The 13,202-nt window shown below is 40.7% G+C and carries 24 protein-coding genes and 1 rRNA gene; all 25 read right to left on the minus strand.

The window, feature by feature from the left end; all coding sequences use genetic code 11:
• Nucleotides 1-171: ribosomal RNA gene (locus D8790_RS08850) — 16S ribosomal RNA — on the minus strand; the annotation flags it as partial.
• A 446-nt stretch (nucleotides 172-617) separates the two neighbouring features.
• Complete coding sequence (locus D8790_RS08860) at nucleotides 618-1,889, minus strand: glutamate-cysteine ligase family protein (protein ID WP_125388352.1); 1,272 nt, start codon at nucleotides 1,887-1,889, stop codon at nucleotides 618-620.
• Between the two features lie 213 nt (nucleotides 1,890-2,102).
• Nucleotides 2,103-2,489 (minus strand): 50S ribosomal protein L17, encoded by a 387-nt coding sequence (gene rplQ / locus D8790_RS08865; RefSeq protein WP_005591286.1) that lies wholly within the window; start codon nucleotides 2,487-2,489, stop codon nucleotides 2,103-2,105.
• 11 nt (nucleotides 2,490-2,500) lie between these two features.
• Nucleotides 2,501-3,439 carry a DNA-directed RNA polymerase subunit alpha gene (locus tag D8790_RS08870; protein ID WP_005591287.1) on the minus strand — a complete coding sequence of 313 codons (939 nt, stop codon included), beginning with the start codon at nucleotides 3,437-3,439 and terminating at the stop codon, nucleotides 2,501-2,503.
• 45 nt (nucleotides 3,440-3,484) lie between these two features.
• On the minus strand, nucleotides 3,485-3,868 hold the full coding sequence (gene rpsK / locus D8790_RS08875; protein WP_001118385.1) for a 30S ribosomal protein S11: 384 nt from the start codon (nucleotides 3,866-3,868) through the stop codon (nucleotides 3,485-3,487).
• 17 nt (nucleotides 3,869-3,885) lie between these two features.
• Complete coding sequence (gene rpsM, locus D8790_RS08880; RefSeq protein ID WP_005591288.1) at nucleotides 3,886-4,251, minus strand: 30S ribosomal protein S13; 366 nt, start codon at nucleotides 4,249-4,251, stop codon at nucleotides 3,886-3,888.
• A 17-nt stretch (nucleotides 4,252-4,268) separates the two neighbouring features.
• The gene (gene rpmJ, locus D8790_RS08885) at nucleotides 4,269-4,385 is read right to left on the minus strand and encodes a 50S ribosomal protein L36 (RefSeq protein WP_001808836.1); all 117 of its coding nucleotides are present in this window, start codon (nucleotides 4,383-4,385) and stop codon (nucleotides 4,269-4,271) included.
• Between the two features lie 24 nt (nucleotides 4,386-4,409).
• On the minus strand, nucleotides 4,410-4,628 hold the full coding sequence (gene infA / locus D8790_RS08890) for a translation initiation factor IF-1 (protein ID WP_001029883.1): 219 nt from the start codon (nucleotides 4,626-4,628) through the stop codon (nucleotides 4,410-4,412).
• A 116-nt stretch (nucleotides 4,629-4,744) separates the two neighbouring features.
• Nucleotides 4,745-5,383: an adenylate kinase gene (locus D8790_RS08895; RefSeq protein ID WP_062004996.1), complete on the minus strand. Its 639-nt coding sequence runs from the start codon at nucleotides 5,381-5,383 to the stop codon at nucleotides 4,745-4,747.
• A gap of 95 nt (nucleotides 5,384-5,478) precedes the next feature.
• Nucleotides 5,479-6,789: a preprotein translocase subunit SecY gene (gene secY, locus D8790_RS08900; protein WP_005591290.1), complete on the minus strand. Its 1,311-nt coding sequence runs from the start codon at nucleotides 6,787-6,789 to the stop codon at nucleotides 5,479-5,481.
• Nucleotides 6,790-6,801: 12 nt separating this feature from the next.
• Complete coding sequence (rplO, locus tag D8790_RS08905) at nucleotides 6,802-7,242, minus strand: 50S ribosomal protein L15 (RefSeq protein WP_037617756.1); 441 nt, start codon at nucleotides 7,240-7,242, stop codon at nucleotides 6,802-6,804.
• A 151-nt stretch (nucleotides 7,243-7,393) separates the two neighbouring features.
• The gene (gene rpmD / locus D8790_RS08910) at nucleotides 7,394-7,576 is read right to left on the minus strand and encodes a 50S ribosomal protein L30 (RefSeq protein ID WP_002894509.1); all 183 of its coding nucleotides are present in this window, start codon (nucleotides 7,574-7,576) and stop codon (nucleotides 7,394-7,396) included.
• Between the two features lie 13 nt (nucleotides 7,577-7,589).
• Complete coding sequence (gene rpsE, locus D8790_RS08915) at nucleotides 7,590-8,084, minus strand: 30S ribosomal protein S5 (RefSeq protein ID WP_005591292.1); 495 nt, start codon at nucleotides 8,082-8,084, stop codon at nucleotides 7,590-7,592.
• An 18-nt stretch (nucleotides 8,085-8,102) separates the two neighbouring features.
• Nucleotides 8,103-8,459, minus strand: coding sequence for a 50S ribosomal protein L18 (gene rplR, locus D8790_RS08920; protein WP_009659213.1), 357 nt, complete (start codon nucleotides 8,457-8,459; stop codon nucleotides 8,103-8,105).
• An 85-nt stretch (nucleotides 8,460-8,544) separates the two neighbouring features.
• Entirely contained in the window at nucleotides 8,545-9,081 is a 537-nt protein-coding gene (gene rplF, locus D8790_RS08925) for a 50S ribosomal protein L6 (RefSeq protein ID WP_005591293.1), read from the minus strand.
• Nucleotides 9,082-9,144: 63 nt separating this feature from the next.
• Nucleotides 9,145-9,324: a hypothetical protein gene (locus D8790_RS08930; RefSeq protein WP_000648250.1), complete on the minus strand. Its 180-nt coding sequence runs from the start codon at nucleotides 9,322-9,324 to the stop codon at nucleotides 9,145-9,147.
• Nucleotides 9,325-9,490: 166 nt separating this feature from the next.
• Entirely contained in the window at nucleotides 9,491-9,889 is a 399-nt protein-coding gene (rpsH, locus tag D8790_RS08935; RefSeq protein WP_002899666.1) for a 30S ribosomal protein S8, read from the minus strand.
• A 180-nt stretch (nucleotides 9,890-10,069) separates the two neighbouring features.
• Nucleotides 10,070-10,255: a type Z 30S ribosomal protein S14 gene (locus tag D8790_RS08940; RefSeq protein WP_001085697.1), complete on the minus strand. Its 186-nt coding sequence runs from the start codon at nucleotides 10,253-10,255 to the stop codon at nucleotides 10,070-10,072.
• Nucleotides 10,256-10,272: 17 nt separating this feature from the next.
• Nucleotides 10,273-10,815, minus strand: coding sequence for a 50S ribosomal protein L5 (rplE, locus tag D8790_RS08945; RefSeq protein ID WP_005591294.1), 543 nt, complete (start codon nucleotides 10,813-10,815; stop codon nucleotides 10,273-10,275).
• 23 nt (nucleotides 10,816-10,838) lie between these two features.
• Nucleotides 10,839-11,144: a 50S ribosomal protein L24 gene (rplX, locus tag D8790_RS08950; protein WP_005591295.1), complete on the minus strand. Its 306-nt coding sequence runs from the start codon at nucleotides 11,142-11,144 to the stop codon at nucleotides 10,839-10,841.
• 77 nt (nucleotides 11,145-11,221) lie between these two features.
• Entirely contained in the window at nucleotides 11,222-11,590 is a 369-nt protein-coding gene (gene rplN, locus D8790_RS08955) for a 50S ribosomal protein L14 (RefSeq protein WP_002894494.1), read from the minus strand.
• 25 nt (nucleotides 11,591-11,615) lie between these two features.
• Nucleotides 11,616-11,876, minus strand: a complete 261-nt coding sequence (rpsQ, locus tag D8790_RS08960) for a 30S ribosomal protein S17 (protein WP_002885836.1) — start codon at nucleotides 11,874-11,876, stop codon at nucleotides 11,616-11,618.
• Between the two features lie 27 nt (nucleotides 11,877-11,903).
• On the minus strand, nucleotides 11,904-12,110 hold the full coding sequence (gene rpmC, locus D8790_RS08965; RefSeq protein WP_005591297.1) for a 50S ribosomal protein L29: 207 nt from the start codon (nucleotides 12,108-12,110) through the stop codon (nucleotides 11,904-11,906).
• A gap of 9 nt (nucleotides 12,111-12,119) precedes the next feature.
• Nucleotides 12,120-12,533 carry a 50S ribosomal protein L16 gene (gene rplP, locus D8790_RS08970; protein WP_005591298.1) on the minus strand — a complete coding sequence of 138 codons (414 nt, stop codon included), beginning with the start codon at nucleotides 12,531-12,533 and terminating at the stop codon, nucleotides 12,120-12,122.
• A 3-nt stretch (nucleotides 12,534-12,536) separates the two neighbouring features.
• On the minus strand, nucleotides 12,537-13,190 hold the full coding sequence (gene rpsC, locus D8790_RS08975) for a 30S ribosomal protein S3 (protein WP_005591299.1): 654 nt from the start codon (nucleotides 13,188-13,190) through the stop codon (nucleotides 12,537-12,539).
• Nucleotides 13,191-13,202: the final 12 nt, after the last annotated feature.

Here is a 13,202-nt window from a genome sequence, read left to right on the forward strand (position 1 = left end):
TATTAGCTATCGTTTCCAATAGTTATCCCCCGCTACCAGGCAGGTTACCTACGCGTTACTCACCCGTTCGCAACTCATCCAGAAGAGCAAGCTCTCCCTTCAGCGTTCTACTTGCATGTATTAGGCACGCCGCCAGCGTTCGTCCTGAGCCAGGATCAAACTCTCATTAAAAGTTTGAGTTCTCACTCATTTCTGTCACTGACAGATTTATTGTTTTTTCTTTGTTCAGTACTACAACAGATGTTGTAGCGCCCTGCACATTGGTTCGTCTTGTTCAGTTTTCAAAGGTCTTTATCGCTCTCTCAAGCGACAACTATATCAGTATATCACCTATCCACTCCCTTGTCAACACTTTTTTGAAATTTTTTTATCTTTTTTTCATCTTTTCTTCCTAACCCCTCTAAAACCACCTATAACTCAATAAATTAAAAGGGAAAGCCAACCTCTCCCTCTTACCTCTCCCTTATTCTCTATAGCACCGTGCTGCTAAAGTCTATTAATGCTCTAGCTACAATTAAATTCATTCAAATATACTCAAACTAGTATAATACACAGTCCAATCAATCACATAAAGAAATTTGTTTCGGCTTGCTATTAGAGGTCAAAAAGGAATTACTTTATCCCTCATTCATAAGCGGAAGCAAGTAGCACTCTTCCCCTTCTTTTCGTTTTTCCAAACCTTTAACAGATAATTGAAGGAGATCAGCTGCAAATGATTGAATAGAGTCTTGATCCGCTTGTGTTAACTCGATTTGCGAATACTTTCTGCGCAGCCTTTTATAGTTACGCCCCTCTAATTTGAAGAAATCACAATCTTTAAGATAAGCGGTCACTTCCTCAAGATTAGCTAACAATCCCAAATTAAAAGCTGCTGGTGCAAAGGTCCTATCGAGAGGCTGGGCACAAGTGCTCCTAAATTCGATCGTTCCCCGCACTGTCAAATCTTGGTATTGATAGCTTCTGTGATTACAAAAATCATCTGCATGGGGGATTACTAGACTTTCCTTGCCACTTAAATTGTATCCCTTGATTTGCTCCTGCTTTAGATACTCTCCAGCTACGATAGGAGGAAAATAATAGGTGTCACCCTCTCGCTCAACATTGAAAATGGCTGTATGATTTAAATAATTGAAAAAATCTTCCTCATCTTTGAAATCATGGGGATTAACACCGACATTTTCTACTAACAAGCCATGCATGGACTCTTCCCAGAAGCGGTCTCTCGAGATTCTAGTGTTGAAATCTTCTGTAAGTAATTCTGAATTGGCAAAAAGATAAGCTTTGGCAGCCTCGATTTGATTAAAGGCGTTAATTACCTGTATGAAATTTGCCCGTGAAACATCTAACTGTACCTGGCTCCCACAGATATAGCTACCATAATCAGGATGGCGATGGAAGAAATCTCCTCCAATTTTCTCACTCAAAGCTAGATATTGCATTAACATTTGATAGCGGGGATATTTAACAGGACCATTATCATTCTCCTTCCAGAATGGATGTAAACCATGTCCCTGAAGTTCATGATGATTTTTGCGCAAAATCTTTTGAATGGTGCCTAGGTAATGATTAAAGCGCCTTTCGACTTCCTGAATCGTTTTCGCTTTTTCAAATGCAAATTCCAAAATATTATAAGACACTTCAAAAAGTATCCGATCTTCGCTATCTGAAGCTTTTAACTGGATAGGATTGCCCTCTGAATCCCTTCTTTCTACGATAAAGCCATAGTCTGAATTTAGCCTTACTAATAGCTCCTTTGTTACACGAGTATCTGTCGCTCCTCTCTGAAGATTCACAATTGGAAATTCTAATTCAATCCCAATGTATAAGTCTGGATTTTCTTGTATATTTGCCAAATAACGTTCTTTCAAAATAGCAATCGAATCTTGCATTTCTTCTCCTTCCCTCAACAAAGTTTTTCTTTTCCCATTCAAAAACGCCTGCTTACGAAATTGTTTTTCACTAAAAGCAATTTCGTAAACAAGCGTCTACCCTTTCATCATGATGATGAGTGTTCCCGCTAGGAAAAATCCTAGCGGTAGACCAGAGCTAGACTAAGAGTATAAGAACTCCATCATCATAACACTCAACAAAATTGATAAAAATTATACTAATTCAATAATTGCCATTGGCGCAGCATCCCCACGGCGTGGTTCAGTCTTAAGAATACGAGTGTATCCACCATTGCGCTCAGCATAGCGAGGTGCCAATTCAGAGAATAATTTTTGAAGAGCTGTAGTTGTAGTGTACTTGTTAGTCTCTTCATTGTAGTTTTCTGATGCAATTTCGTTACGTACAAAAGCTGCTGCTTGACGACGAGCATGCAAGTCACCACGTTTACCAAGAGTAATCATTTTTTCAACTGTTTTACGGATTTCTTTAGCACGAGCTTCAGTTGTTACGATTGATTCATTGATAATCAAGTCAGTAGTCAAATCACGAAGCATTGCTTTACGTTGTGAGCTAGTGCGTCCTAGTTTACGGTAAGCCATGTATTCCTCCTTTATTTATCATTTCTTAACCCAAGACCAAGGTCAGCAAGTTTAACTTTAACTTCTTCAAGACTCTTGCGGCCCAAGTTACGAACTTTCATCATTTCAGGCTCAGATTTTTCTGTCAAATCAAAGACAGTATTAATTCCTGCGCGTTTCAGACAGTTGTATGAACGAACTGATAGATCCAATTCTTCAATTGTACGTTCCAAAATGCGATCATCTGAAGATTTCTCTGCTTCCTTCATCACATCAGTTGAAATAGCAACTTCTGTTAAATCTGTAAAGAGGTTCAGATGCTCTGTCAGGATACGAGCTGATAGTCCCAAAGCGTCTTCGGGAATAATTGTTCCATTCGTTAAAATTTCAAGGGTAAGTTTATCAAAACCATCGTTGCTACCAACACGAGCTGGTTCAACCTGGTAATTTACTTTTGTCACAGGCGTATAGATAGAATCTACCGCAAGTGTGCCTACTGGTGCATCATCTTTTTTATTTTCATCAGCTGGCACATATCCACGACCGCTATTCACAGCCATTTTCGCTTTAAAGCGAGCACCTTCACTGATTGTAAAGAGATAATGATCAGGGTTTACAATTTCGATATCACTGTCTGTCAAAATGTCTCCAGCAGTTACTTCTGCAGGACCTTCAACATCCAATTCAATCATCTTTTCGTCTTGGACGTAAGATTTTACAGCAATCCCCTTGATGTTCAGAATGATCTGCATAACATCTTCACGGACCCCAGAAATCGTATCAAATTCGTGCAATACTCCTTCAATGTTGATAGAAGTCACTGCTGCACCTGGAAGTGAGGCGAGAAGTACACGACGAAGCGAATTTCCAAGTGTTGTACCGTAACCGCGTTCTAGCGGCTCAACTACAAACTTGCCATAATTTTTATTTTCATCAATTTTTGTTATATTTGGTTTTTCAAACTCAATCATTTAGTTAACTCCCTCTTAAACGAAAAGCAGTGTAATTGTTTATGATTATACACGGCGACGTTTTGGAGGACGAGCACCATTGTGTGGCACAGGAGTCACATCACGAATAGCAGTTACTTCCAGACCAGCTGCAGCAAGTGCACGAATAGCTGACTCACGACCAGAACCTGGACCTTTAACTGTAACTTCAACTGATTTAAGACCGTGTTCTTGTGCAGACTTAGCAGCCGCTTCAGATGCCATTTGGGCAGCAAATGGTGTAGATTTACGAGAACCTTTGAAACCAAGAGCACCAGCAGATGACCAAGCAATCGCATTACCATGCACATCAGTAATCATAACAATAGTGTTATTAAATGTAGCGTGAATATGTGCAATACCAGATTCGATATTTTTCTTCACACGACGTTTACGTGTTGGTTTAGCCAAGACTTTTACCTCCTATATTATTTTTTCTTACCTGCAATCGCAACGGCTTTACCTTTACGAGTACGAGCATTGTTTTTAGTGTTTTGTCCACGGACAGGAAGTCCACGACGGTGACGGATACCACGGTATGAACCGATTTCCATCAAACGTTTGATGTTAAGGTTTACTTCACGACGAAGGTCACCTTCAACCTTGATTGCATCCACTTCGCGACGGATAGCGTCTTCTTGATCTGATGTCAAATCTTTGACACGGATATCTTCTGAGATTCCAGCCGCAGCCAAAATTTTCTTAGAAGTTGGAAGTCCGATACCATACACGTAAGTAAGTGAAACGACTACACGTTTGTCATTTGGAATGTCAACTCCAGCAATACGAGCCATGTTTTCTCCTTTCTATCTTATCCTTGACGTTGTTTGTGTTTTGGATTTGCTGGGCAAATTACCATAACACGGCCATTACGACGAATAACTTTACAGTATTCGCAAATTGGTTTGACCGATGGTCTTACTTTCATTTCTTATCCCTCCAAGTTTTTCGATTATTTAAAGCGGTAAGTGATCCGTCCACGTGTCAAATCATAAGGACTCATCTCGACAGTAACACGATCTCCCGCTAAAATACGAATATAGTTTTTACGAATTTTACCAGAAACTGTTGCTAAAATCTGATGTCCATTTTCAAGTTCAACCGTAAACATTGCGTTCGGCATCGTATCAACTACTTTGCCTTCGACTTCAATCACATCGTCTTTTGCCACGCAAAAGCACCTCCCTAAATTTCGATAGATTCCTCTGAGCACAGAGGTAACAATTATAAGTCAGACTAACTCATTGTATCACTACTTGTCAAATATTGCAAGCGGGAAAAACGCTTTTATTTTAAATTTGACAAGACTTTTTCGATATCTGAGAAGACTGCCTCAATCTCTTGATTGCCCTGAATGTCGTGAACGAGTCCTTGAGCACGGTAATGATCAATAATTGGTTGGCCTTGAGCGATATTAACATCCAAACGACGTTTTACTGTTTCAGGTTTGTCGTCTTCACGTTGATAGTAATCTTCTTCTTTGTAATCCACTGGTGGGTTGAAAACTTTGTGGAAGGTTTCCCCTGTTTCACGGTGGATAATCCGTCCACTCAAACGTTCTAACAAACTATCTGGATTTACTTCGATATTGATAACTGCGTCAAGTTGGATGCCTAGATCCGCAAGGATTTTATCCAAAGCATGGGCTTGATCAATTGTCCGTGGATAACCGTCCAACAAGAAACCAGTTTCTTTAATATCATCTTGTGCTAAGCGCTCTTTCACGATTCCGTTTGTCACTTCATCTGGCACCAACTCGCCTTTAGAAATGTAGGATTTCGCTAAAACACCCATTTCTGTTTCATTGGCCATAGCAGCACGGAACATATCCCCAGTTGAAATATGTGCCACGTGGAATTGTTCCACAATTTTGGCTGCTTGTGTTCCCTTGCCTGCACCTGGCAAGCCCATAATCAAAAGATTCATGTTTTGTCTCCTTTTTTGTTTTTAAAGCAATCTATTAAAACACTTAATAAACTTTTTTAAAAACAAAATAGAAGGTTGACTAAGTCAACCTATTTCTATTCTGTTGTAGTATCCATAAATCCGACATACTTACGCTTCAGAAGGTAACCTTCCAACTGCTTCATTCCTTCAATACCTGTCGAAATGATGATAAGAAGACTGGTTCCTCCAAGAGCGACTGCATCGGTCAGACCAAAAAGATCTTTGGCTAGGATCGGAATGATTGTGATAATCCCTAGGAATAGTGAGCCAACTGTCGCCAAACGGCGAAGCAATTTAGACATATATTCTTCCGTTCCCTTACCTGGACGAACACCTGGGATGTAGGCTCCACTCTTTTGCAAATTCTCTGCTGTCTTTTCAGGATTAATTTGTACAAATGTATAAAAGAAAGTAAAGAGAATAATCAAGAGAGCATAGGTAAACATACCACTGATGGTTGTAGTCGCCAGAAGCGCCTGTGCCGTCCGAACCCAAGATGCGTTATAGCCCATAGCACTTACAAATTGGAAGATAGCTGCTGGAGCAGCTGTAATCGAACTTGCAAAGATGACTGGGATAACACCAGCAGGATTCACTTTTAACGGTAGGTAGGAACTTGAAGGTGCACCTTGAGCAATCTTCGTATATTGAATTGGAATTTTGTACTCAGCTTGTTGCACAAAGGTTGTGAAATAGATAATCACCAAAACCGCAACAATTAAAATCCCAACGAAAATCAAAGACGAATTGAGTCGATCGCTCGGGATATTAACAAAGTAATCTTCATAGATTCCTTTGATCATACCAGGAATACCAGATACAATCCCTGCAAAGATAATCATGGATACACCATTACCATAACCCTTATCTGTGATTTGCTCTCCTAACCAAGTCACAATAACTGAACCTGTCGTGAGGAGGGCACCAATCAAAAGATAGGTTTGCCAATTTGGATTCGCTACTAGTTTGGTTCTTGACAAAGTCGCAAACCCAGCTGTAATCCCGATGGATTGGACAAAAGCCAATACCAGGGAAATATAGCGAGTTGCTTGATTAAGCTTTCTCCGTCCGACTTCCCCTTGCTTGCCCCACTCTACAAATTTTGGAAGCAAATCCATTTGCAAGAGCTGAACCACGATCGAAGCCGTGATATAGGGACTAACCCCAAGAGCAAAAACAGAGAAGTTACGCATGGCATTCCCAGAAACCAAACTAAGCATGTTTAAGAAAGGTAAATCACTTAAACTATTCAATGCTTTCGCATTAATTCCTGGAACGGTTATAGTTGTACCAATACGGAAAACTAAGATGATGAACAGTGTAAACAAAATCTTAGACCGTACTTGTTTTATTTTAAGTGCGTCTTTTAATAGCTTGAAAAACATAGGTCACCTCTCTTAGATGACTTCGACTGAACCACCTTTAGCAGTGATAGCTTCTTCAGCTGATTTAGAGAACTTAGCTGCTTTAACAGTCAACTTCTTAGTCAATTCTCCATTACCAAGAATCTTAACACCAGATTTTTCAGCTTTTACAATACCTGCTTCGATGAGAACCACTGGAGTTACTTCTGCACCATCTTCAAAGATATTTAATTGGTCAAGATTAACAATCGCGTATTCTTTACGGTTTACATTCAAGAAACCACGTTTTGGTACACGACGGAACAATGGAGTTTGTCCACCTTCAAAACCAAGACGAACACCGCCACCGCTACGTGCTTTTTGGCCTTTTTGACCGCGACCAGAAGTTTTACCGTTACCTGATGAAGTACCGCGACCAACACGGTTGCGAACTTTACGTGAACCTGCAGCAGGTTGTAATTCATGAAGTTTCATTATTTTTTCTCCTCTTTTGTAAAATGCTAGCGCTCGTACCAGAGAAAAGGTGTCTCTGATACAAACTCGCCTATACATATATTTAGTTTTAGGGGCTGAGAAAATTCTCAAATCCCCTAATGTATCTTAATAAAAGTTTTTCAGCTAAGGCTTACTTAACTTCTTCAACAGTTACCAAGTGAGATACAGCAGTGATCATACCGCGTACCGCTGGATTGTCTTCTTTGATAACTGAGCTGTTCAATTTGCCAAGTCCAAGTGCTACAACAGTTTTACGTTGTGACGGGATGCGTCCGATTGGAGACTTAGTCAAAGTAATTTTAATTTGAGCCATGAGTTCCCCTTTCTTAAGCCAAGTCAGAAACTGAAATACCACGAAGGGCAGCAACTTCTTCAGCGCGTTTCAATTGTTTCAAGCCTTCAACAGTTGCGCGAACGATGTTGATTGGAGTGTTTGAACCAAGTGACTTAGATGTAACATCTGCCACACCTGCCAATTCGATGACGGCACGAACAGCACCACCAGCAGCAACTCCAGAACCTTCAACAGCTGGCTTAAGCAATACTTTCGCTCCACCAAATTCTGAAAGAACTTCGTGAGGAATAGTTGTACCAACCATTGGAACTTCGATCAAGTTTTTCTTCGCATCTTCAACTGCTTTACGGATAGCTTCTGGTACTTCTTGAGCTTTACCAGTACCGAAACCAACACGACCGTTGCGGTCACCAACTACTACAAGAGCTGCAAAACGAAGACGACGTCCACCTTTAACAACTTTAGTAACACGGTTGACTGCAACTAAGCGTTCTTCAAGTTCAACTGCATTGTCTTTAAATGCCATTTTCTAGTGTCCTCCCTATTAGAATTTCAATCCGTTTTCACGAGCTGCATCAGCCAAAGCTTTTACACGTCCGTGATAGAGATATCCACCGCGGTCAAACACCACTTCAGAAATACCTTTAGCAACTGCACGTTCTGCAACGAGTTTACCTACAACAACGGCTTGTTCAGTTTTAGTTCCTTTTGAAACTTCTTTGTCAAGAGTTGAAGCGCTTGCGAGCGTTACACCCGCTACGTCATCAATCACTTGAGCGTAGATGCCTGTATTAGAACGGAATACGTTCAAACGTGGGCGATCAGCAGTTCCAGAGAGTTTTCCGCGAACGCGACGGTGGCGTTTTTGGCGGATTTTATTTTTATCTGGTTTCGTAATCACAATTTTCACCTCTTATTTTTATTGACGTGCCTTAGCACAAAATCGGAAAATAAATTGGCTGGCTGAAAAGATCAGCCAATCAATATTATTTACCAGTTTTACCTTCTTTGCGGCGAACGAATTCACCAACGTAACGGATACCTTTACCTTTATATGGTTCTGGTGCACGAAGGCTACGTACATAAGCAGCTGTTTGTCCAACTGCTTCTTTTGAAATTCCGCTAACAACGATTGTTGTTGGGTTTGGAAGTTCAAAAGTAATTCCTTCTGGAGCTTCAACTTCGTCTGGGTGAGATTTACCAACAGCCAAGACAAGTTTTGAGCCTTGAAGTTGTGCACGGTAACCAACCCCACGCATTTCAAGTTCTTTCTTGAATCCTTCTGATACACCAACAACCATGTTGTTCAAAAGGGCACGAGTAGTTCCGTGGATTGTTTTCATTTCTTTTGAATCGTTTGGACGGTGAAGAGTTACTTCAGTTCCTTCCACACGGATTTCAATATCTTTTGAGAACTCACGAGTCAGTTCTCCTTTAGGTCCTTTTACAGTTACAACGTTGTCATTGTTAGTGATTTCAACACCAGCAGGCAACACGATAACTTTATTACCAATACGTGACATGTTTATTTTCTCCTGTTAAATTGTCAGGCCGCAAGCGACCAGTTTTCACGGGGGGCATTCGGATTAGAGCAAACCTAGTTTCTTTCGAAAAGCTTTGACAAACTCCTGATATTCTGTCAATACATCAATAGCCGCAGGACTATAACCAATTTCACATAAAAGAGATACAAGGTCATCTTTTGACAATTCAGCCAAAGCGTCTTCTGCAACAATAAGTTTTTCATTCAATTCAGTAGCTTTCATCTTTTTCTCCTAAACTAATTTACTCTCTATTTAGCTGATCAGTAAATCAGCTAAATTGAACACGAGCTATGGTCTGTGTGAAAAAGACAAATCTTCCTAGAGTGTTAACACTCTTTGTCAGATTTCCTATTTTCACATTGCCCATGACGCTCTTTGTATCTTGATTTTACCAAACGTAAGCGATAACTTCTCCACCAACGTTCTTTTGGCGTGCTTCTTTATCAGTCAGCAAACCTTCAGATGTTGAAAGGATAGCAATTCCAAGTCCGTTCAAGACTTTTGGAAGGTCTTCGCGTTTCTTGTAAACACGTAGACCTGGTTTTGAAACACGTTTCAAACCAGTGATAACTTTTTCACCATTTTGTCCGTATTTAAGGAAGACACGGATGATGCCTTGTTTGTCATCTTCGATGATTTCAACGTTTTTTACAAAACCTTCACGCTTCAGGATTTCAGCAATCCCTTTTTTGATGTTTGATGCAGGTACTTCAAGTACTTCGTGGTTCGCTTGATTAGCGTTACGGATACGAGTCAAAAAGTCTGCAATTGGGTCAGTCATAACCATTTTATATTTCTCCTCTTACTAGTAGTTTGCAAGCTGCACTTGCTAGTTAATGATTGAGCTAGGCTCAGAATAAGTTTCTAGGCTTCAAGTCCTAAGTGAGTCTAGGCATCGGCTTGTAGGCATAACTAAAGTTAGGCAAAAGCCGATAACGAAGAATCGTGACGGAATTGGAAGCTAGAATTACCAAGATGCTTTGGTAACGCCAGGGATTTGTCCTTTGTATGCTAATTCACGGAAGCAAACACGGCAAAGTTTAAACTTGCGGTAAACTGAATGTGGACGGCCACATTTTTCACAACGAGTATAAGCTTGCGTAGAGAACTTCGCTGGGCGTTTGTTCTTAGCAATCATTGATTTTTTAGCCATTTGTTTTACCTCCTATATTATTTTGCAAAAGGCATTCCAAGGCCTGTAAGCAATGCACGTGACTCTTCGTCAGTGTTAGCAGTTGTTACGATAACGATATCAAGACCGCGAGTCTTATCAACGTCATCAAAGTTGATTTCTGGGAAGATCAATTGTTCTTTCACACCAAGTGTGTAGTTTCCGCGTCCATCAAATGATTTTGTTGGAACACCATGGAAGTCACGCACACGTGGAAGTGATACAGTAACCAATTTATCCAAGAACTCATACATACGTTCGCCACGAAGGGTTACTTTAGCACCGATCGCTACACCTTCACGAAGACGGAAGCCGGCGATTGATTTTTTAGCTTTAGTGATAAGTGGTTTTTGACCTGAGATAAGAGCCAATTCTTCAGCAGCTTTTTCAAGGTTTTTAGCGTTTGATACAGCGTCACCGACACCCATGTTCAAAACGATCTTATCCACTTTTGGCACAGCCATAACAGATGAGTAGTTGAACTTTTCAGTCAAAGCAGGTACTACTTCATTAAGATATTTTTCTTTTAAACGATTTGCCATTATACTTCTCCTTTCCTTCGTGATTAGTCAAGCACTTCGCCTGATTTTTTGTTGTAACGAACTTTTTTGCCGTCTACAAACTTGTAACCAACGCGTCCTGCAACACCATTTTTGTCAAGAACTTGAACGTTTGACGCATGGATTGGTGCTTCTTTTTCTACGATAGCACCTTGAGGGTTTTCGCTATTTGGTTTTTGGTGCTTCTTAACAAGGTTAACACCTTCAACAACAACTTTGTTTACTTTTGGAAGAGCTGCAACAACAAGTGCTTCAACACCCTTGTCCTTACCAGCAATTACGCGAACTTTGTCGCCTTTTTTTACAAACATTCTTAGGTTTCTCCTTTAATTTCTTACGCCCATGAGGGCACCCTGGAAAACTTCCAGGGGACTTGTTTGATTTTAGATTAAAGTACTTCTGGAGCCAATGATACGATCTTCATGAAGCCACCGTCACGCAATTCGCGAGCAACTGGGCCGAAGATACGAGTTCCGCGAGGAGTTTTGTCTTCACGGATGATGACTGCAGCGTTTTCGTCGAATTTGATGTATGAACCATCTTTACGACGAGCACCTGATTTAGTACGAACGATAACCGCTTTTACAACGTCACCTTTTTTAACCGCACCACCAGGAGTAGCTTGTTTTACAGATGCAACGATGACATCACCGATGTTGGCGAACTTACGTCCTGAACCACCAAGAACTTTGATTGTCAGGATTTCGCGAGCACCGCTGTTGTCAGCAACTTTCAAACGAGTTTCTGTTTGAATCATTTAAGTTTTCTCCTTTCTGGTTTGATTAGATGATAACCGCTTCTTCAACAACTTCTACAAGACGGAAGCGTTTTGTAGCTGAAAGCGGACGAGTTTCCATGATACGAACGATATCGCCTTCTTTGGCAACATTGTTTTCATCATGTGCTTTGTACTTCTTAGAGTAGTTAATACGCTTACCATAGACTGGGTGGTTACGTTTTGTTTCAACTACAACTGTGATTGTCTTATCCATCTTGTCAGAAACGACGCGTCCGACGAGGGTTTTACGTTGATTACGTTCCATTTTAGAATTTCTCCTTTCCCAAGTCTATTATTTAACTTCTGATTGAACAGTTTTGATACGTGCGATTTGTTTTTTCACTTCTTTCAAACGCGCTGTCTGCTCCAATTGACCAGTAGCGGCTTGGAAACGAAGATCAAACAATTCTTTCTTCAATTCATTTTCACGCTTCGCGAGTTCTTCTTGAGAAAGACCACGAAGTTCTTTAACAAAATCTTGAATTTCTTTAAGTTTCATGCTTTCTCCTTATTCTGCTTCACGCTTTACGAATTTACATTTAACTGGCAATTTGTGGCTTGCAAGACGAAGAGCTTCACGAGCGATTTCTTCTGATACACCAGCGATTTCAAACATCACTTTACCACGTTTAACTGGTGCTACCCAACCTTCTGGAGCCCCTTTACCAGATCCCATCCGTACACCGATTGCTTTTGCAGTGTATGACTTGTGTGGGAAGATTTTAATCCAAACTTTACCACCACGTTTCATGTAACGAGTCATAGCGATACGGGCAGCTTCAATTTGACGGTTAGTGATCCAGTGGCTAGTAGTTGCTTGAAGACCATATTCTCCAAAAGTTACTTCTTTACCACCTTTAGCTTCACCACGCATTTTTCCGCGGAATTCGCGACGGTGTTTAACACGTTTAGGTACTAACATTGGTTATTTACCTCCTTTAGTGTTTTTACGAGCTGGAAGAACTTCTCCACGGTAGATCCATACTTTAACACCAAGTTTACCGTAAGTAGTATCAGCTTCTTCCCAAGCGTAATCGATATCCGCACGAAGGGTGTGAAGTGGAACAGTTCCTTCAGAGTATCCTTCGCTACGAGCGATATCTGCACCGTTCAAACGACCTGATACTTGGGTTTTGATTCCTTTAGCTCCTGCACGCATTGCACGTTGGATTGCTTGTTTTTGAGCACGACGGAAAGCAACACGTTGCTCCAATTGACGAGCAATTCCTTCACCAACAAGGTGAGCATCCAAATCTGGAGATTTGATCTCGATGATGTTGATGTGTACTTGTTTTCCAGTTAATTTGTTGAGTTTTGCACGAAGTGCATCAACGTTAGCTCCACCTTTACCGATAACCATACCTGGTTTAGCAGTGTGAAGTGAAACGTTAACTTTGTTTACTGCGCGTTCGATTTCAATAGTTGAAACAGCTGCGTCAGCCAATTCTTTTTGAACGAATTTACGGATTGCAAGATCTTCATGAAGGTAATCCGCGTATTCTTTTTCAGCATACCATTTGGCATCCCAATCACGGATGATGCCGACACGCATACCAATTGGATGTACTTTTTGACCCACGATGTTACCTCC

The sequence above is a fragment of the Streptococcus cristatus genome, from assembly GCF_003943535.1.
Taxonomy (GTDB): domain Bacteria; phylum Bacillota; class Bacilli; order Lactobacillales; family Streptococcaceae; genus Streptococcus; species Streptococcus cristatus_L.